General features: G+C 56.9%; 13 protein-coding genes. 5 read left to right on the top strand and 8 right to left on the bottom strand.

Annotated elements, in window-relative coordinates:
• Positions 1-34 precede the first annotated feature (34 nt).
• From C8E00_RS03465 to C8E00_RS03450, 4 genes are all read left to right on the top strand, one after another.
• A complete protein-coding gene (locus C8E00_RS03465) occupies positions 35-553 on the top strand; it encodes a TRAP transporter small permease (protein ID WP_133694620.1) in 519 nt (172 codons plus the stop codon).
• A complete protein-coding gene (locus C8E00_RS03460) occupies positions 550-1,830 on the top strand; it encodes a TRAP transporter large permease (RefSeq protein WP_133694618.1) in 1,281 nt (426 codons plus the stop codon). Before C8E00_RS03465 ends, C8E00_RS03460 begins: the two co-directional genes overlap by 4 nt.
• Positions 1,831-1,856: 26 nt before the next feature.
• A complete protein-coding gene (locus C8E00_RS03455) occupies positions 1,857-3,044 on the top strand; it encodes an alpha-hydroxy acid oxidase (RefSeq protein ID WP_243833101.1) in 1,188 nt (395 codons plus the stop codon).
• 63 nt (positions 3,045-3,107) lie between these two features.
• On the top strand, positions 3,108-3,776 hold the full coding sequence (locus tag C8E00_RS03450; RefSeq protein ID WP_133694613.1) for a GntR family transcriptional regulator: 669 nt from the start codon (positions 3,108-3,110) through the stop codon (positions 3,774-3,776).
• A 45-nt stretch (positions 3,777-3,821) separates the two neighbouring features.
• Here the strand turns inward: C8E00_RS03450 and C8E00_RS03445 are convergent, their stop codons facing one another.
• The 5 genes from C8E00_RS03445 to hsdR form a co-directional block, all read right to left on the bottom strand.
• The gene (locus C8E00_RS03445) at positions 3,822-4,940 is read right to left on the bottom strand and encodes a PDDEXK family nuclease (protein WP_133694611.1); all 1,119 of its coding nucleotides are present in this window, start codon (positions 4,938-4,940) and stop codon (positions 3,822-3,824) included.
• A gap of 126 nt (positions 4,941-5,066) precedes the next feature.
• Entirely contained in the window at positions 5,067-6,077 is a 1,011-nt protein-coding gene (locus C8E00_RS03440) for an Abi family protein (RefSeq protein WP_166638239.1), read from the bottom strand.
• Complete coding sequence (locus C8E00_RS03435; RefSeq protein WP_133694606.1) at positions 6,077-7,810, bottom strand: restriction endonuclease subunit S; 1,734 nt, start codon at positions 7,808-7,810, stop codon at positions 6,077-6,079. The genes C8E00_RS03440 and C8E00_RS03435 overlap by 1 nt, the downstream gene beginning before the upstream one ends.
• On the bottom strand, positions 7,807-9,312 hold the full coding sequence (locus tag C8E00_RS03430; RefSeq protein ID WP_133694603.1) for a type I restriction-modification system subunit M: 1,506 nt from the start codon (positions 9,310-9,312) through the stop codon (positions 7,807-7,809). The genes C8E00_RS03435 and C8E00_RS03430 overlap by 4 nt, the downstream gene beginning before the upstream one ends.
• Positions 9,313-9,391: 79 nt before the next feature.
• Positions 9,392-11,821: an EcoAI/FtnUII family type I restriction enzme subunit R gene (gene hsdR, locus C8E00_RS03425; protein WP_133694600.1), complete on the bottom strand. Its 2,430-nt coding sequence runs from the start codon at positions 11,819-11,821 to the stop codon at positions 9,392-9,394.
• Positions 11,822-13,003: 1,182 nt separating this feature from the next.
• On the opposite strand from hsdR, the gene C8E00_RS03420 reads away from it, so the two are divergent.
• A complete protein-coding gene (locus tag C8E00_RS03420; RefSeq protein ID WP_133694598.1) occupies positions 13,004-14,188 on the top strand; it encodes a reverse transcriptase domain-containing protein in 1,185 nt (394 codons plus the stop codon).
• A 423-nt stretch (positions 14,189-14,611) separates the two neighbouring features.
• Here C8E00_RS03420 and C8E00_RS03415 read toward each other — a convergent pair whose 3' ends face one another.
• Genes C8E00_RS03415 through C8E00_RS03405 form a run of 3 tightly spaced genes read right to left on the bottom strand, consistent with a single transcriptional unit; the run spans position 14,612 to position 17,222 of the window.
• Positions 14,612-15,835: an ABC transporter substrate-binding protein gene (locus tag C8E00_RS03415; protein WP_133694595.1), complete on the bottom strand. Its 1,224-nt coding sequence runs from the start codon at positions 15,833-15,835 to the stop codon at positions 14,612-14,614.
• Positions 15,828-16,871, bottom strand: a complete 1,044-nt coding sequence (locus C8E00_RS03410; protein WP_166638238.1) for a CobW family GTP-binding protein — start codon at positions 16,869-16,871, stop codon at positions 15,828-15,830. The genes C8E00_RS03415 and C8E00_RS03410 overlap by 8 nt, the downstream gene beginning before the upstream one ends.
• A 45-nt stretch (positions 16,872-16,916) precedes the next feature.
• Positions 16,917-17,222: a hypothetical protein gene (locus tag C8E00_RS03405; RefSeq protein ID WP_133694591.1), complete on the bottom strand. Its 306-nt coding sequence runs from the start codon at positions 17,220-17,222 to the stop codon at positions 16,917-16,919.
• Between the last annotated feature and the right edge of the window lie 17 nt (positions 17,223-17,239).

The raw sequence follows: 17,239 nt of genomic DNA, 5'->3' as shown, positions 1-17,239 counted from the left end.
GCATGGCAAAACCGAGTGGACAAGAGGTGGTTTCATGTCGATGACGACCTTGTTCGGTTTCTTGAAAAAATCCATCAGGCTGGCCATTGCCGTGGCACTGGTGCTGATGGTGGGGTTCGTCTTTACCAATGTCGTGCTCCGCTATGCCTTCGATAGTGGGCTGACATGGTCCAGTGAGGTAGCGCGATACCTCTTCGTATGGGTCGTTTTTCTGGGCTCCATCCTCGCCGTGGTGGAACATAGCCACTTGGGCGTAGATATCCTGGTGCGCCACATTCCCGGCTGGCTTCAGAAGCTGTTTTTCCTGCTGACGACAGCCCTGACCGTGGCGGTGATGACCCTCGTGGTCAAAGGGCTTCTGGTCCTGATCGAGCTGAACCTGGGGATTACCGGGCCCGCCACCGATATTCCCATCAACAATTACTACTATGCCGGCATGATCGCGGCCATTCTGATGTCCGCAGTGATGGCGTACCAGGCGTTGAGCTTCGTCCTGACCGGCCGCAATGGCCCCACATGGGCATATGATCATGATGAGGAATCCACGTCATGATGGTCGTCGTCTTTCTTGCCGTGCTGTTCTCGTTGATGTTGATCGGCATGCCGATCGCCTTCGCCATGCTCAGCTCCGCCGTGGTGATGATGTGGACCCAAGACATGTTCAATGTCTCGACACTGGCGGAGTACTTCATTACCGGGGCCAATAGCTTTGCCTTGATGGCCATTCCCTTTTTCATCCTGACCGGCGAGATCATGAATGCCGGGGGCGTTTCCAAGCGCATCGTCGACTTTGCCTCGTCACTGGTGGGTCATGTGAAAGGCGGCCTGGGCTATGTCGCCATCGTGGCCGGCGTGATCTTTGCCGGGTTATCCGGCTCCGCCGTCGCCGATACCGCGGCGCTGGGCTCGATCCTCATTCCCATGATGGTGGCGCAAGGCTACGAGAAGAAGCGCTCGACCGCGCTGGTGGCGTCCGTCGGCATCGTGGGCACCGTGATTCCGCCGAGCATTCCCTTGATTCTTTACGGGGTCGTGGGCGGCGTCTCGATTACCGGGTTGTTCATGGGCGGCATCGTGCCCGGCATTCTCATGGCGATCGGCATGACGTTCACTTGGTGGCTGGTTGCGCGCAAAGCCGACACCAAGCGACTCGAGCGTGCCAACTGGCAGGCGCGGCTTCACAGCTTCAAGCGTGCCTTCTGGGCCTTGCTGTTGCCCCTGATCATCATCGTCGGGCTGCGCGGCGGCGTGTTCACGCCGACAGAAGCGGGCGTCGTCGCCGCGGTATACGCGCTGTTGATCAGCCTTTGCTATCGAGAAATTCGCCTGACGCAGCTTTTCGATGTACTCACCAATACCGCCAAGACCACGGCCATCGTGATGCTGATTGCCTCGGCGGCCATTGTCACGGCATATGCGATCACGGTAGCGCAAGTTCCCTCCCAGATCGCAGCAGGGCTCACGAGCATTACGGATAGCCCGACCCTGATGCTCTTGATCATCATGGTCATTCTGCTGCTATTCGGCTGCGTGATGGACATGACGCCCGCCGTGCTGATTTTCGCGCCCGTGCTGATTCCGGTGGTCGAGCAAGTCGGTATCGATCCCATCTACTTCGGTGTGGTGATGATCATCAACCTCTCCATCGGCTTGATCACACCACCGGTGGGCACGGTGCTCTATGTAGGGTGCAGCATCAGCCGAATCAGCATCATCGACATTTCGCGCGGCATATGGCCGATGCTGTTGATGTACGTGGCGATCCTGTTTGCACTGATTCTCTTCCCCGAGATCGTGACCTATCCCTTAAGTATTCTGCACAACGGTTGAATGATGGAGCTGACATGAAAAGAAGCATGCCGCGCAGACGGCGCTACGATCAGGCACTGAGCATCGCGGAGCTTGCCGAGATCGCACGCCGCCGGCTTCCCAACTTCGTCTATGAATACATTCATGGCGGCGCCGACGACGAAGTCAGCCTGCTCAACAACCGGGCCGTCTTCAACCGCTACCGGTTCACGCCCAAGACGCTGACCGATGTCAGTCAGCGGGATCTCAGCCGAGACCTGCTGGGCCACCGGGTGAGCATGCCGGTCGTGATCGGGCCGACGGGGTTCAACGGCATGATCACTCAGGACGGAGACTCCAAATTGGCCCGCGCTGCGGCGGACCGAGGGATTCCCTTCACGCTGAGCAATGCCTCGACCGAGCCGCTGGAGGAGATCGCCAAGGTCCCCGGTGGATGGCCATGGATGCAGATCTACTTCTATCGCGACCATGACTATGTGAAGAACCTGGTCGACCGCTGCCGGGCGTCGGGTTACGACACCATCGTCTTGACCACGGACAGCGCCATCTATGGCAACCGGGAGTGGGACACGCGCAATTACGCGCGTCCCTTCGTGCTCAACTGGCGCAACAAGCTGCATGTGTTGAGCAGGCCCGGCTGGATGAAGGATGTGCTGTATCCGCATGGCGTGCCCACCTTCAAGAACCTGGGAGATCTCCTGCCGCCCGAGGACTCCTCCGTGCAGGGCGCGGCCGCCGAGATAGGCAAGCACTTGATGCCCTCCCTGAACTGGGAGGACATTCGCTGGCTGCGAGACAATTGGTCCGGCAACCTGCTGATCAAGGGCATCCTGTCGGTGGAAGAAGCCCGCACGGCGGTGGAATACGGCATCGACGGCATCGTGCTGTCCAACCACGGTGGACGCCAACTGGACAGCTCCGTCTCGCCGATGGAGATCCTCCCCGAGGTCAGGGCCGCCGTCGGCGATGCGCTCACTATCTTGCTGGACGGCGGCTTCAGGCGCGGCAGCGATATTCTCAAGGCGGTGCTGCTGGGGGCGGACGCGGTGCTGCTCGGCCGCACGACCCTCTACGGGCTCGGCGCGGGCGGCCAAGCGGGCGTCGAGCATGCACTTGGCTTACTGCACAAGGAGATGGACCGCACCCTGGGGCTTCTCGGATGCAGCAACCTGCAGGAACTCGACCGCTCGTTGATACGCGATGCCTGCGCGCCGCAAACGGTTAGCCCCGCCTAGGGCGGCAGGGTAGGATGGGCGGTAACAGAGCGTAATCTGCCGGGTCAGCCAGGAGCCAAAAGCATGATGAAAGGGGTGCAGGAACGGTCGTCGAGTGATCGTGCCTATAGCGATATACGCGACAAGATCATCACCACCGAACTGAAACCCGGTGAAAGGATTCATGAAAAAGCGCTGTCGGAAGAGTTCGGCATCAGCCGCACGCCGATCCGTGAAGCCCTGATGCGACTGCGCTACGACGGCTTCGTCGATATCTTCGCCCAGCGCGGCACCTTCGTGACGCCCATCCGACTCGATGTCATCAAGGCGGCCCACTACACGCGCTCGGTGCTGGAATGCGCCCTGATACGCGACGCCGCCATGCAATGCAGCGACCGCGATGCTCGAGATCTGTACGACAACCTCGAGCATCAGCGGCTCGTGTATCGGCAAGGGCAGTACTACAAGATCGAAACCCTCGACGAAGAGCTTCATCAGAAGATTGCCGACATCGCTGGGCAACCCTCAGTCTGGCAAATCATTTACCACGTTCAGCTGCATATCAACCGAGTGCGGATGCTGTTTCTCAACGAACAGCGCGTGCCCGCCATCGTCGAGGAACACACGCGGATCATCGACGCCATCGCCAACCGCGATCCTGACGCTGCGGAAAGCGCCATGAAAGCGCATTTGCAGTACATGGATGAGAACATCCAGAAGCTCGCCGAAAGCTACTCGGAATATCTGTCTTGAGAGGGTGGGCACCAGCTTTGCAACACCACATGCACGCGTTGAGACTCACCAAGACTCGTCGATTTTCCAGGCCTGCTTCAGCCGGGCCACGGTGTGCTCCCACTTTGGCGTTGTCGGCTTGCAGACGGTGTTCTGGTTGCCGAACAGGCCGACTTCGCTGAACGCCTGGGACGCCGGGAAAGAAGCGATCCAGCGAACCGGTACGAGGTATTCCGCCGCCTCCTCGTCGTCTTCGTCGATTGCCCAGTGGATCTGCGGGTACTCGGTGGCCGTTGTGAGATCCTGGAGCCGCTGACTTCCCTGCTCGGTCTGCACCATGAACTGGTCGCCTCGGCAACGCTCCCCGGTCACCTCGGCGACGCCCACATAGCCGGTCTTGGGGATATTGACCCAGACCCGGTCCCCCTCCGAGAGCATGGCGAGGGTCTTCGAGTACCAGGCCGCGCCACCACCGGCGATGAAACCATGGCGACGTGCCAATTCCCAGGGGCGGTTATCGCCAAAGGAGGTGTAGAATTCGCCGTTCCAAGGCTCCTTACGTGCCTTGCGGGCGGCAGGCTGGGGTGGTTCGTCCGGGTCGATCATCCAGGCCCGGCTCAGGTAACGGTTGCCCTGATCCTCGAAGGCGGCGAAGAACATGGCGTTGATCGAGAGCTGGGCATGCTCGTTGAGATAGTTGATGATCCGCTCGCTGCTGGCGTCGAGCTGAGTCGCCACGACCACCAACTGATGGTTCTCGTTGAGCGTGACGCTATCCAGGGGAATGCCGAACTTGGCCTCGAAGGCATCCTCAAGCGTAGTGTGAGGGCGATGATAGCGCTCGGCGAAGGCCTGGTAGATCTCGATCAACTGGTAGTCGGCCAGGGTGACGACCCAGGAGGCATAGTCGATGGCCTGAGCCACCACGTCGCGGGGCGTCTTGTCGCGCTTGAGCTCGATGACGATGACCGTACCGTTGGCGTCGATGGCCAGCAGGTCGATCAGCTTGTCGAAGCCGGTGCGCACCTGCCGGCCGATCAGCAGCCAGTCCCGATTGAGGATCGAGACATCCTGCATGATCTGCTCTTCCAGTTGCCCCTCATCGGCAAGCCCCGTGGGCCGCAGCTTCTGCGGCCGTTCGCCTGTATTGCCTGCCAGCTTCCAGATTCCTTGCTCGATGGCCATGTTAGCTCGCTTATTCTAATTGGCTATATAAAACCCTTTGCACGCGTAGAAGGTAGCAACTAAGATACGCTTCAACACGGCCCCTATCGGTGCGACTGCTCGGCAGTAGCGCTGCTTAGGGGTTTTTTATTGCCGTTCCTTCCATTTCCAATCATGCCAGCCATCAATGATGCCCATTCCCTTCAGGTTAAGCCCGGTCGGCGTCAGGTCTGGAAAGCTAACCAATAGCTCGCTTAGACGCTGCCACCAGGTAGAGGTAGGGTTTGTCGTCATCAGCAAATGCTGAACGATGCAGAACAGTAGAAACGGGCGCGCCTGGACATGCGAGTCCTGCCAGGCGTGCTCGAAAAGTGGCACTTCTCCCTGTGCCGGTTTTCGAGGCTGGTCGGCCATGTTCCGGTTCCAGAGACGGCTGTGATGTGCACAAACGTTGCGCAGATAATTAAGGCTGCGCAGCCAGGAAGCGAAGACACGACCGTTGCTGATTCCGTATCGAGCGGCGATGGCGTCCTGCTCGCGCTCGCGCATGCCACCAAACAGATGTGATAGCGTTCCGAAATCCCAAATCTCGCTAGCAATCCAGATCGGTACGGGCAAGCCATATTTCTTCTTGTGGTGCTCGATGAAGGTCTCCTTCGAGCGATTGATCAGCCTTGCCTGGTTTTCCTGCCATTTATGCAGCGGCGTCAGTCCGGTTTTCTGATCGATTTTTTGGGCGAATTCATCGTGCAGCAGGGAAGGATTCAAATAGGCGTAAGGGTCCAGCCGCCCCAGCGTATGCGCAATATCCACCCGTAGCCCGACCTCGATACGCTCGAGCCCATCCAGCGCCAGTAGGCGCAGCCGCTTGTCGAACACATAGAGGTCCACCGCCTGCTGAAAGGTGGCGCCAGGCTTGAAGGTATCGAGCATCAGGTGATCTGTCTTACCTTTCTTTAGCATAGGGATGCCACTCTTGCTCAACGGGGAACATGCCCCCGAGCGCTGGCGAAAAGCATACCAATAACCGCTCAGGCGGTAGTAGCCGATCCGCTGCAAGTGAGCGAGAGCCCGCTGCTCATCGGTTATTGTCAGGCCTCGATCTTTAAGCTGCTGTAGCTGTTCAAGGTAACTGAGCCAAGGTTTGTCGTAAGCCATCAGGACACCGCCTGTTCCACTACCGTCTCGGCCAGCTGGTAGCGAGTCTCCCCGGCCTCGCTTAGGCGTGCCTTGAGCCGGTCGCAGAGGGCCATTAGCTCGTCGACTTTTTCGACGATGCTCTTTTGCTCTTCCAGCGGAGGTAGGACTACTGGGATTTCTTTCAGCTTGGCAGCTTTTATCCCATTAGCAGTCATCCCAGTTGCATTAAAGATGAGTTGTTCCTGAAAAGGAAGAGCCAAGATTTGCATCAGCATGAAGGGAGATATCTCTTTCACATGCCATTGAAAGCAAATCGCACGTTGTGCCAGTGCGAACTCCTCCTCTAAATCGACATTTGCAGCGTTCCCGAGAGGAGCCTCTGGGGTAAAAAGAGTATCACCTACACGAGGGAATCCACGGGTCATCCATGTGTGATAATATGGCTCTGAAATAAATTCCTCAGGGTCCTTGTCGATATACCCTTTTCGAATGTTCTTGGCAGTGATTAGGCGCTTTCCACTCCCTAACTTTTTTGGAGTTTTCCCTCTGTAGTCAATGAATTTTGCCGTATTCCCAAGCCTCACCCACACCCAAGACCTTGGTATGGTTAAGTAAGCCTCTTCAGTATTTACCGCTCCAGAAGCTTTCGTTTTCATTCCTTCTTCACGTTTTAGCCTATCCCTTTCAGCTAGAATCTCATCCAGCAAGGCGCTGGCGGGCTCATCGTTGGGATCCTGCTCCACCAGTCGTCCCATCACCGCCAACTGGAGGATGGTCTTCTTGAGCTTGTCGATGCTGGCCTCGGTGGTAAAGAGGGTATCGAAATGCTCAGACACGCGGGCCCAGTTCTCAGCCAGTTCGGTGGCGTCCGATGAGCGGGTCAGGGCATCGAGAAGGGTGTCGACCAGCACCTCATGGGCTTTCAGCTGGTCGCTAACTTCCTGTTCCAACTGATCACAGAGGGCCATCAGCTCGTCGACTTTCTTGACGATGCGATGTTGTTCTTCTAGTGGTGGAAGGCCAATAACATAATTCAAAAGTTTATCTTGAGTTATGCCGGAAACCGTGGTTCCAGTCCCTATGATATCGAGTGCCTTATATGCAATAAGGAAGAAGTCAATGGATGTTCCAGATGACAGCTTTACTGCTTTTATGTCTTGATTTATAGCAACGGGGCGTGAGCATATTGCGACCTTCCCGAGCCCCATTCGAGTACAAATTAGTATGTCGCCTGAATCAGCTAATTTGCTTCCTGCTTTTAGCCCTTCTGCAGTAATATAGTCTATAGTTTTCTCTATATTTTTCGATTTTCCCAAATCTTTTACGCTGGCCCACGGGATTTTGCCGCCCCAAAATTCTGGGTTGCTCTTATTGGGAGTTCCCCCGCTCATGATCGAATTAAAGAGGTTTCCTAGCCGAACCCACTCCCACTTCTTAGGTGTTTGGAAGTATTTGTCTTTCTCTGAGACGTGAGGTAGCTTCTTCGGCTTCTTGATCTTCCCTTCCTTAACAAGCCTGGTCTTTTCTTCGGCGATACGCTCCAGCAGTACGCTGGCAGGTTCATCGCTTGGGTCTTGCTCCACCAGTTTGCCGCGCACGGCGAGCTCCAGAATCAGCTCGCGCAGCTTCTTGATGCCAGTGAGCTCGATTTTCCCGTTCTTACCCGATGCACTACGCCCCGAACCGCTCTTGTGCGTCACGGCGCCGGTCCAGAGGTCGAGATGGTCGGTGATCAACTGCTGAGCACTCATGCCAGCTCCTCCGCTTGCTGCGGGGCGGCCTGGTCCTTGGAAGTACTGCCCAGGGCGTCGCCGAGGATGGTCTTGAGCTGGTCGCGAATTTCCTGAATTTCCGCCTGCTGTTGGGCGTACCGTGCCAGCAGTTCGTCGGGATCGTGGTTGACCTGCTCTTCCTGCCAGGGGTTCTTGATGTCCAGGTTATAGTTGCGCGCCTTGATCTCGTCGATGCTGACCTTCCAGGCCTGCTCGGTCTCCTGTCGGTTGGCGAAACCGTCGGCTTCGTTGCCCCACCAGCCGATCTCGGTCGCGAACTCCTCGACGCGCATCGGGCGCGTCTTGCTGTAGTTCTTGTAGCCCTCGGGGTAGGGGTGTTCGTAGTACCACACCTGCTCGGTCGGCTGGCCCTTGGTGAAGAACAGCAGGTTGGTCTTGATGCCGGTGTAGGGGTTGAACACGCCGTTGGGCAGACGAACGATGGTGTGCAGGTTGCACTCGCTGAGCAGTTTTTCCTTGAGGCGGGTCTTCATGCCCTCGCCGAACAGGAAACCGTCCGGCAGCACCACGGCGGCGCGGCCGTTCTGCTTCAGCAGACGAATGAACAACGCCATGAACAGGTCGGCTGTCTCACGGGTGCGGAATTCCGCCGGGAAGTTGTTCTCGATGCCGTCTTCCTCGGTGCCGCCGAACGGCGGGTTGGCGACGATCACATCGACCCGCTCCTTCGGTCCCCAGTCCCGGTAGGGACGGTTCAGGGTGTTGTCGTGACGAATCTGGCTGGGAACCTCGATGCCATGCAGGATCATGTTGGTGGTAGCCAGCAGGTGCGGCAGCGGTTTCTTCTCCCAGCCGTAGATGCTGTGTTGCAGCGTCTGCTCGTCGGCGGGCGTCTGCACATAATGTTTACGCTTGTGCTCGATAGCGCAGGTGAGAAAGCCGCCGGTGCCGCAGGCCGGGTCCATCACGCTCTCGGCAAGCTTGGGATCGACGCGGTTGACCATGAACTCGGTCACGGCGCGCGGCGTGTAGAACTCACCGGCATTACCGGCGCTCTGCAGGTCCTTGAGGATCTGCTCGTACATATCGCCGAAGGCGTGACGCTGCTGAGATGCGTTGAAGTCGATGCCTTCCTGAATGCGGTTGATCACCTGGCGCAGCAGATGGCCGGACTTCATGTAGTTGTAGGCATCCTCGAACACGCTGCGGATGACGGCGGCGCGGGCGTCGCCGCCGGCATCCAGCTGTTGCAGTCCGGGAAAGAGGGTGTTGTCGATGAAGCTCTTCAGGCCCTCGCCAGTCAGCCCCTCCGGGTCGGCGGCCCAGCTGCTCCAGCGCAATTGCTCGGGGATGGGGCTGACGTAGTCGTCGTAGTCCAGCTCCCATTCCTGTTCGCGGTCATCGTAGATCTTCAGAAACAGCATCCAGACCAGCTGGCCGATACGCTGGGCATCGCCGTCGACGCCGACGTCCTTGCGCATGATGTCCTGGATGCTCTTGATGGTGGTGCTGATGCTCATGGGAATCTCGTCTCGATAACCGAAAGCGCGCCGGTGTGGCTGCCGGCGCGCAGAATGCGACGTATTGTACCTAGCTGTGTCAGCCGGCTGTAGCGGCGTCGGCGTAGAGCGTTTCCTCGAGGGCTCTCACCGCCTCGCGATAGCCGGCCTTGCCGCCGAAGGCCTTGGCGAGCTCCACGGGGGTACCGAGCCGGTCCAGCGGTGCCAGCTTCAGTACCTTGGTGTCTTCGATGGTGGCCACGCCGTTATCGGCGTACTTGTCGAGCAGGGCGTCCAGCACGGCGCGGGCCTGGCCCTCATAGCGAGTGAAATAGTCCGACTGGCGAGCCTTGGCCGCGCGCTGGCGACGGGTAAGTGCAGGCTGGCCGTAGACGATGTGCACGATGGCATCGAAGGGGTCCGGCGTATCGCCGAGGGTCTTCTCGACCTCGCTGGTGAGGTCTTCCCAGAACACGCCTTGTTCGGCCAGTTCATCCAGCACGGCCTGCTTGCGGTCGCTGGCCTCCCAGCGGCGCAGGAAGTCGTTCAGGGTGGCGTAGTGGGCGCGTACCGTCTTGCGGGTATAGTCGGTCAGCTCTTCGGTGATCAGCTTGCCGTCTGGCCCCAGGTACTGCACGCGCCGGCCGATGACCGCCACGGTGACATCATTGACTACGTATTTACTTGGCGGCTCACCAAGGCCGCTCGTGTCGTCGTCGCCATCACCCAATGGCGGGCCATAAGGGTCTGACGTTGATTCGCCGTCCGGTGAATCGCTGCCGTCCTCTGGGGCGTCGCCTTCACCATCGTCTTCAGAAGCATCGTCATCGGGCAGCAGCGGATCGCCTTCGCCAGGTACGTAGACCTGCTCGGGATCACCATCGAAGGTGGGGTCGGCGAACAGCTCCGTGGCCTTGCGGAAGTCGAGGATCGTGAACCAGAACTTGTCGTGCTCGGCGTCGATCCGCGTGCCGCGCCCGATGATCTGCTTGAACTCGGTCATCGACTGGATGCGCTGGTCGAGCACGATCAGCTTGCAGGTCTTGGCATCGACGCCGGTAGTCATGAGCTTGCTGGTAACGGCGATGACGGGGTAGGGCTCTTCGGGGTCGATGAAGTGGTCGAGCTCGGCCTTGCCCTCGAGCTCGTCGCCGGTGATGCGCATCACGTACTTGCGGTTCTTGGCCACGTGCTGAGGGTTGAGATTGACCAACGCCTGACGCATCCGCTCGGCATGGTCGATGTTCTCGCAGAAGACGATAGTCTTCTGCATCGGGTCGGTCTGGGTCAGGTAATCGGTGACGGTTCGAGCGACCAGCTCGGTGCGTTGCGTTAGGATCAGGTGACGGTCGAAGTCTCGCTGGTTGTAGATACGATCCTCGATCACCTCGCCGTGGATGTCGGTCTGGCCGTCGCTGGGGCGCCATCCTTGCAGGTCGCGGTCCAGGTCGACCCGAATCACCTTGTAGGGCGCTAGGTAGCCGTCGTCGATGCCCTGCTTGAGCGAGTAGGTGTAGATGGGCTCGCCGAAGTAGTGGATGTTGGAAACCTCGGTGGTCTCCTTGGGCGTCGCGGTCAGCCCTATATGGGTGGCCCCGCTGAAGTAGTCCAGGATGGCGCGCCAGGCAGAGTCTTCGGCGGCGCTGCCACGGTGGCATTCGTCGATGACGACCAGGTCGAAGAAGTCCGGACTGAACTGCTTGTAGATGTTCTTTTCTTCCTCGCTGCCGGTGACGGCCTGATACAGCGAGAGGTAGATCTCGTGCGACTTCTCGACCTGGCGCTTGGAGATCTTGGTCATGGCCGCGCCGAAGGGCTTGAAGTCGCCGCTCTTGGTCTGATCGACTAGTACGTTGCGGTCCGCCAGAAACAGGATGCGCTGCTTGCGGCCGGCCTTCCACAGTCGCCAGATCAGCTGGAAAGCGGTGTAGGTCTTGCCGGTGCCGGTGGCCATCACCAGCAGCAGGCGATCCTGCCCTTTGGCGATGGCCTCGACCGTGCGATTGACCGCGACCATCTGGTAGTAGCGGGGCGTGCGGCCGCTGCCGTCATCGTAGAAAGGCTGCTCGACGACCGGGCGTGTCTCTTCACTCAGGCCTTTCCAGCGGCGGTAGCCGTGCCAGAGCGCATCGGGTCCGGGGAGCTGATCGAGCGCCAGGTTGGTCTCGGCCTGATCGAAGACCAGGCGGTGGGGGTCGCTGAACAGGAAGCCGCTGCCGTTGGAGCTAATGGCGAAGGGGACATCGAGCTTCTCCGCGTAGGCTTGTGCCTGCTGCATGCCATGGCCCAGGCTGTGGCTGGCGTCCTTGGCCTCGATGACAGCGATAGGCTGGTTCTTCTGGAAAGACAGCACGTAATCCGCCCGACGCGGGTGAGCCCGGTGGTGCATGCGGCCGCGTACCGTGATGCGGCCGTCACTGACCGGGTACTCTTCACGTACCTGGGTATGTATGTTCCAGCCCGCCTGCTCGATGGCAGGGGTGATGAACTTGGTGCAGATGTCCCGTTCGCTGAAAGCCTGCCTGGTCATAGCTGCTTCCCTGCTGCGTTCATAGATTACTTATCACTTTTTCCGCTAGCTTACGTGAAGCTGAGCAGATACGCATAGGGGAGGAGAGGAGGGCCCGGCAAGTCTCACGATTTTGCGAAGCAGCGCGCCTGGCTAAGATCATCGGCCAGCTCTACGGCGACGGTGCAGAGAGGGCCCTGGTGCGCAGCCATAGCGAGATGCTTAGCCTGTTCCCGAAGGAATGGGACCGATGTCGTTCTCGACGCCCTCTGCGACCATGATAAGCTCCGAATGTCGCTGCTGCAGGAAGAAGAGAAAAGCAGGTAGTTCGCGCTTTTGATCCTGAAGCTGTTGGCAGGAAGGGAGGGGCGAAATGAGTAGCCCAACAGATGAATCGTCGACTTGCCGGTTAGCAAAGGCGTGAATTAGGGTCAGTCACCGATTCCTCTTGATGTTGAAGGTGAATTTTTAAGAGGTTTTGGTTATTAAAATTGCCGATCTAATGCTTGGTGGTTCTTTGGTCTTTGGCTCGGGTTATTGAGCCGTTTCTTGAAGCTGTGTTAATGTGGTATTTACTAGTATCTCGCATGCCCAATTTGCAGTCTCGCAGGTTGCGGATAAGGCGAAACATTGGCGAAATCGAGATAGCGCGTGTGATCGCAGTCGCGAGAAGTCCATTGAGCGTACGCAGGGAAACACCCTGGACGCGTATTCTCAGGGGCGGTCGCCAATTGTTAACGGGCTCCTTCCCCTTATTGCTCGGGGAGCCAGTAAAGCCTTTAAAGCGGCCGCCAAGCAGGGTGCGGGCTCGGGAGGCAGGTTTGCACCTTGGTGGCATGCCACCCAACGCTATCTGCTCGCGATGGCGGTCGCAGTAGGCTTGAGCGGAGACATTAGTCTTCAAGTGGGCCAAAACGACACGGGTGGAGTGATACAGATGAGAATTGAGGTGCAAGCGATAGGCATTCGCATCTTTGGGGCCGAGATGTCGGCAGACTTTTAATCGCATGCCCAATTTGCAGTCTCGCAGGTTGCGGATAAGGCGAAACATTGGCTCAATCGAGATAGCGCGTGTGATCGCAGTCGCGAGAAGTCCATTGAGCGTACGCAGGGAAACACCCTGGACGCGTATTCTCAGGGGCGGTGCCCGTCTGATACCCGCTGATAGGGGCTAGGAGCACAGCGGGGTAAGGAATCCTACCGATGAGCAAAAGCGCTTTGAGAACCGTCGCATCACCTGATTACTTAAAGGTGGTGTGGAAAGAAATGTATGATAATACACTTCCCAGGAAGCGAAACTCGAAAGGACGTGACGGAATAAGCATAAACTCTTTTCAAGAGCATAAGAAAGAGTTTATTAAGAGAATATCTGATGATATAAAAAATTCACGCTATTCCTTTTGGGACCTGGCTCCTGTTTTTCTTCCTAAGTCAGATGGCAAAGAGCGATTGATCTGCGTTCCTGTTGTTCAGGATAGGTTGGTTCAGAGAGCGATACTTAAGTTTCTGTACGATAACGGTTGCAGGGCAGAAACAAATATAAGTTATGGCTTTGTAAAAGGAAGGAATGTAAGTAAGGCTTTAAAAGAAGCGGTAAGGCTAAGAAGAAAAAAAGGCTTTGTCTACAAGGCTGATATTTCATCATTTTTTGATAATGTCAGTAGAGAAAGTCTTGAAGAAAGGGTTAAGCGAAAGGTTAAGCATAGATCCCTTCATGATTTGCTGGTTTCTACTATATCCTTAGAAGTGGCAACAGCTACGAAAGCAGAAGGAAAAAGAATACGCCGCCAAGGTTTAGTGCTTGGTAAAGGGGTTAGGCAAGGGATGCCTATCTCGCCATTTTTTGCCAACTTGATATTAGAAAAATTTGACAGTCATCTGATTTCAAAGGGTTTTTCTGTAATAAGGTATGCTGACGATATTATTGCTTTTTCTGAAAGTGAGGAGGGATGTCAAGAAATAGAAAATGTTATAAAAGATGAGCTGGAGAAAGTGGGTTTGGGTATAAAGGAGAGCAAGTCAGGCTTGTATGATCCTGGCGAGTCTGTGGATTTTTTAGGCCTTGGTATAGTGAGAAAAGGGAAGGGTTATAGTGTTGAAGTAACCGACAGCCAGCTTCAAAAAATTAGAGCGAAGATTCTAGAAGTGTCTGATCTTGATTATTGCAATGCAAGAGGGATAACCATAACACAGTTTCTGTCAAGGTTGGATAATATTTGTGAGGGTTATAAAAATTACTATGGGAAGTTTGATAACGAGCGTCAAGTAGATGACTTGCTTGTTAGTGCAAGAAATAATGCATTAGACAAAATGATCCGAGACGTTTTTGGTGTTGATTATAAAAATTTGAACAATAAGAAGAAAAGGTTTATTGGGATAGATGAATAAAACGCTTTTTAAAACTTGATTTGATTGAAATAGTGTATGTTTTTGAGGACAATCAATGTGCTGGAGCTGGAAGAGTGTCTACATCGTTTCACACCTCAAGCAGGGTGCTGGGAGGTACACCAGCGGTACACACACCAGCTTCGTGTGCTATCCTCAACTTTCGCTAAGCTACTGATTCCAAAGAACTGTACCTTTCGCTTGATTACGGTTGCTTTTCCTTGTGTGTCAGTAGCTTATTGTTTTAAAAGCGAACTCATAATCTCTCTGTCTTGGCTCTTTCTCTGCTGGTCCACCATCAACAAGCCACACTCCTCCATAGTCCCATTCCTATGCTTTGACTGGAGTTCAGCCGAATTGCGCCCCCGGCCCGGCTTCTACGTCTCTGCAGTCCGCCGTTCTTGTGTACCCACACGCTCTTTCTGCTTATGCCGACATGAAATCGTTCCAGCGCCGGACCAGGTAGTTGTGCTCGTCCATGACCGTATTCCACACGGCGATACGACTCATGCGTGTCAGGTAGTCTCCACCATCCCGAATTTCGCCTTGGTGAATCAATCCACTGGCCCCGGAGGGGTCATCAAGTTCCTCGGAGGCGGGCCTGCCTGCGTACCAGTAGTCCCATTCGGCGGGTGATAGGTGAGGGCGGGTAAGCTCCGGCGTGGAAATGTAGTACCCCTGACGAGCCATGACGGCACCGGGCCAGCCGGAAATCCACCAGTTGAGATAGTCATAGGCGGCATCGAGCGTACGGCCCTTTGCATGGCGCGAGATAGACATGCCGCCATACCAGGCACGGTAGCCTTCCATAGGTGAGGCCATGCGCACCTTGATATGGCGCTTTTTGAGGTTGGTCATGGCGGGGGACCAGAGGCTCTCGATGCCGACCCGGCCGCGGACCATGTCGGAGGAGGCCTGGTCTTGGTTGCTCCAGAACGTTCGAAAGTGCTGCTGGCGCTTGAGAGTGATCAGGCAGTCGATGAGGCTGTCGATTTCTTCCACGCTGAGATTGCCAAGATCCTTGAACTCGACCAGTCCAGCTGCCTTGGCCGCCATTGCTGCATCGATCGCGCCGATTGCGCTGTCGTTCTGCAGACTGACCATGCCTCGCCAGCGCCTGTCCAATAACCAGGCCCAGCTCTCATGATCGTGGCTCAATCCGTCAGGTAGCATATCCAGGCGGTAGCCGAAGCTATCGACGTTATGGCTAGCCGGCAGCATGGTTATATGCCCACTGGGGCGTGAGCCGCAGCTGCCATCGGGTTGTATATAAAGACGATCGACCGGATTGCTGCCAGCGCCGAGTGGTGCGTGGGGTGTCAGGCGTCCCGTCTTCGGCAAATCGTTGATTTTGTCCCAGTTATCTATGCGTTCAATGTCGATGGGCTGAATGGCGTTTGCTGGCCATACGAAATCCACGTTATGAAACCACTGGTCATAGATGTCGAAGCTATCCGGGGCGAGTACGCCGGCCCTTTGAGCGGCGACGCCGTCAAGCACATCAAACGTCAGCCGAATGCCCAGGTCGGCGCGCGCGCGTTGGCGGATGCTCTCCAGAAGCGTGACTGAGGTGCCCAGCACGCGAAGATTGACCGGGCCGCGTTGAACGTATGGCCCTTCCGAATTGGCTGAAGATACGGCTTTAGGCATGGGAGATCCTGGGGCACGGGTGGTCGCTCACGGTTCTCATGAAGGTGTCCAACGAGTCTGCCACGCGCATGGCCGTGATACCACGCGTGATAAAGATGAGCTCCGAGCGGTGGTCATCGTCGGGCCAGGTCTCGATGTGTTCTGGAGGGTGAACAGTGTGCTGCACGCCATGTAGTACGACCGGCCGATGATCATCCTTGACATGTAGAACCCCCTTGACCCGCATGATGTCGTTACCGTGGCGATTGAGGAGCATCGAGAGCCATAGGCCGAAACATGTCCAGTCCAGCTCGCCGTCAAAGGCCAGACGGAATGAGAGCATATCGCTGAGATGACTGCTCTTTTCCGGATCCACCGTTTTGCGCCAGGGGCCCAGCCATGTTTTGGCCTGGGAATGGGTGAATCGCTCGAGGTGGGGACCACTGGCGAAGAGCGTGTCGCTGCACTGGTCCAGTGCTTCCCGCTCAAGGCGCTGTGCCGCCGGATTGATGGTATTCAGCAGGTCATGGATGTGATCGATTCGCGATGTATCGACCAGATCGGTCTTGCTGATGACCAGCTTGTCGGCCACCGCGACTTGCGCCTCCCAGACTGGGTGTCGCTGGAGACTTTCGATAGCGTTGACGGCATCCACAAGTGTGAGGTTGGTCCCCGGGCGGAGGTGATGGCGTAATACGGGGTCGGCTGTAATGGTGGAGGCGATCGGGCCGGGATCGGCCAGTCCAGTGGTTTCCAGTACGACTCTCTGGAACGCGGGTATCTCGCCATTCTGTCGCTGCGATAATAAGCGCCGTAGCGCGTCCGACAGCTCTCCGCGGATCGTGCAGCAGACGCAGCCGCTGGATAGCAGCACAGTGTCTTCTGCAATCTCTCCAAGCAACCGGTCATCGAGCCCCATGTCACCGAACTCGTTGATCAATACGGCACTATCGCCGAAGGCCTCGCTGGCTAGGACCGATTTCAAAAGCGTGGTCTTGCCACTGCCCAGGAAGCCCGAAATAACATGCACCGGCAGGAACGGGGGAGTCTCATTCATCGAAAGTCTCCTCATCGGGGAAGGGGGCGTCTTTGGAAACGCCGGTCAGCCAGTCAAAGCGGCCAGGAATTCCGTGTCCAGGGGATCAAGCTCGCGTCCGCTCAATTGCTCGGCCTGACGCCAGATACCGCCTAGATCCTCGACGATCTCCCGTTTGCCGGTGGCGGAGGCGAGAACAAAGCTCGACGCTTGAAAGTCCTCGATCACCAAGCGGCGCGGGCCAAGCACTCGGTTGATCAACTTGGCTCGATAGGCTCGGGCCCGGCGGCGTTCGTGGTGGGCTTGTTCTGGGTCCTCGATATGAGTACTCCAGTGGTTGTCGCCGCTAAAGGCGCCACAAAGTCCGCACATGGAAGCTCCTTGAAAGT

Source organism: Chromohalobacter marismortui (genome assembly GCF_004364315.1).
GTDB classification, from domain to species: Bacteria; Pseudomonadota; Gammaproteobacteria; order Pseudomonadales; family Halomonadaceae; genus Chromohalobacter; species Chromohalobacter marismortui.
This window is presented reverse-complemented; position numbering and strand designations above follow the sequence as displayed.

What these genes read in the sequence shown, in the direction of transcription:
- C8E00_RS03465 (WP_133694620.1), top strand. Translation starts at nt 35, where the DNA reads ATGTCGATGACGACCTTGTTCGGTTTCTTGAAAAAATCCATCAGGCTG.
- C8E00_RS03460 (WP_133694618.1), top strand. Translation starts at nt 550, where the DNA reads ATGATGGTCGTCGTCTTTCTTGCCGTGCTGTTCTCGTTGATGTTGATC.
- C8E00_RS03455 (WP_243833101.1), top strand. Translation starts at nt 1,857, where the DNA reads ATGCCGCGCAGACGGCGCTACGATCAGGCACTGAGCATCGCGGAGCTT.
- C8E00_RS03450 (WP_133694613.1), top strand. Translation starts at nt 3,108, where the DNA reads ATGATGAAAGGGGTGCAGGAACGGTCGTCGAGTGATCGTGCCTATAGC.
- C8E00_RS03445 (WP_133694611.1), bottom strand. Translation starts at nt 4,940, where the DNA reads ATGGCCATCGAGCAAGGAATCTGGAAGCTGGCAGGCAATACAGGCGAA.
- C8E00_RS03440 (WP_166638239.1), bottom strand. Translation starts at nt 6,077, where the DNA reads ATGGCTTACGACAAACCTTGGCTCAGTTACCTTGAACAGCTACAGCAG.
- C8E00_RS03435 (WP_133694606.1), bottom strand. Translation starts at nt 7,810, where the DNA reads ATGAGTGCTCAGCAGTTGATCACCGACCATCTCGACCTCTGGACCGGC.
- C8E00_RS03430 (WP_133694603.1), bottom strand. Translation starts at nt 9,312, where the DNA reads ATGAGCATCAGCACCACCATCAAGAGCATCCAGGACATCATGCGCAAG.
- hsdR (WP_133694600.1), bottom strand. Translation starts at nt 11,821, where the DNA reads ATGACCAGGCAGGCTTTCAGCGAACGGGACATCTGCACCAAGTTCATC.
- C8E00_RS03420 (WP_133694598.1), top strand. Translation starts at nt 13,004, where the DNA reads ATGAGCAAAAGCGCTTTGAGAACCGTCGCATCACCTGATTACTTAAAG.
- C8E00_RS03415 (WP_133694595.1), bottom strand. Translation starts at nt 15,835, where the DNA reads ATGCCTAAAGCCGTATCTTCAGCCAATTCGGAAGGGCCATACGTTCAA.
- C8E00_RS03410 (WP_166638238.1), bottom strand. Translation starts at nt 16,871, where the DNA reads ATGAATGAGACTCCCCCGTTCCTGCCGGTGCATGTTATTTCGGGCTTC.
- C8E00_RS03405 (WP_133694591.1), bottom strand. Translation starts at nt 17,222, where the DNA reads ATGTGCGGACTTTGTGGCGCCTTTAGCGGCGACAACCACTGGAGTACT.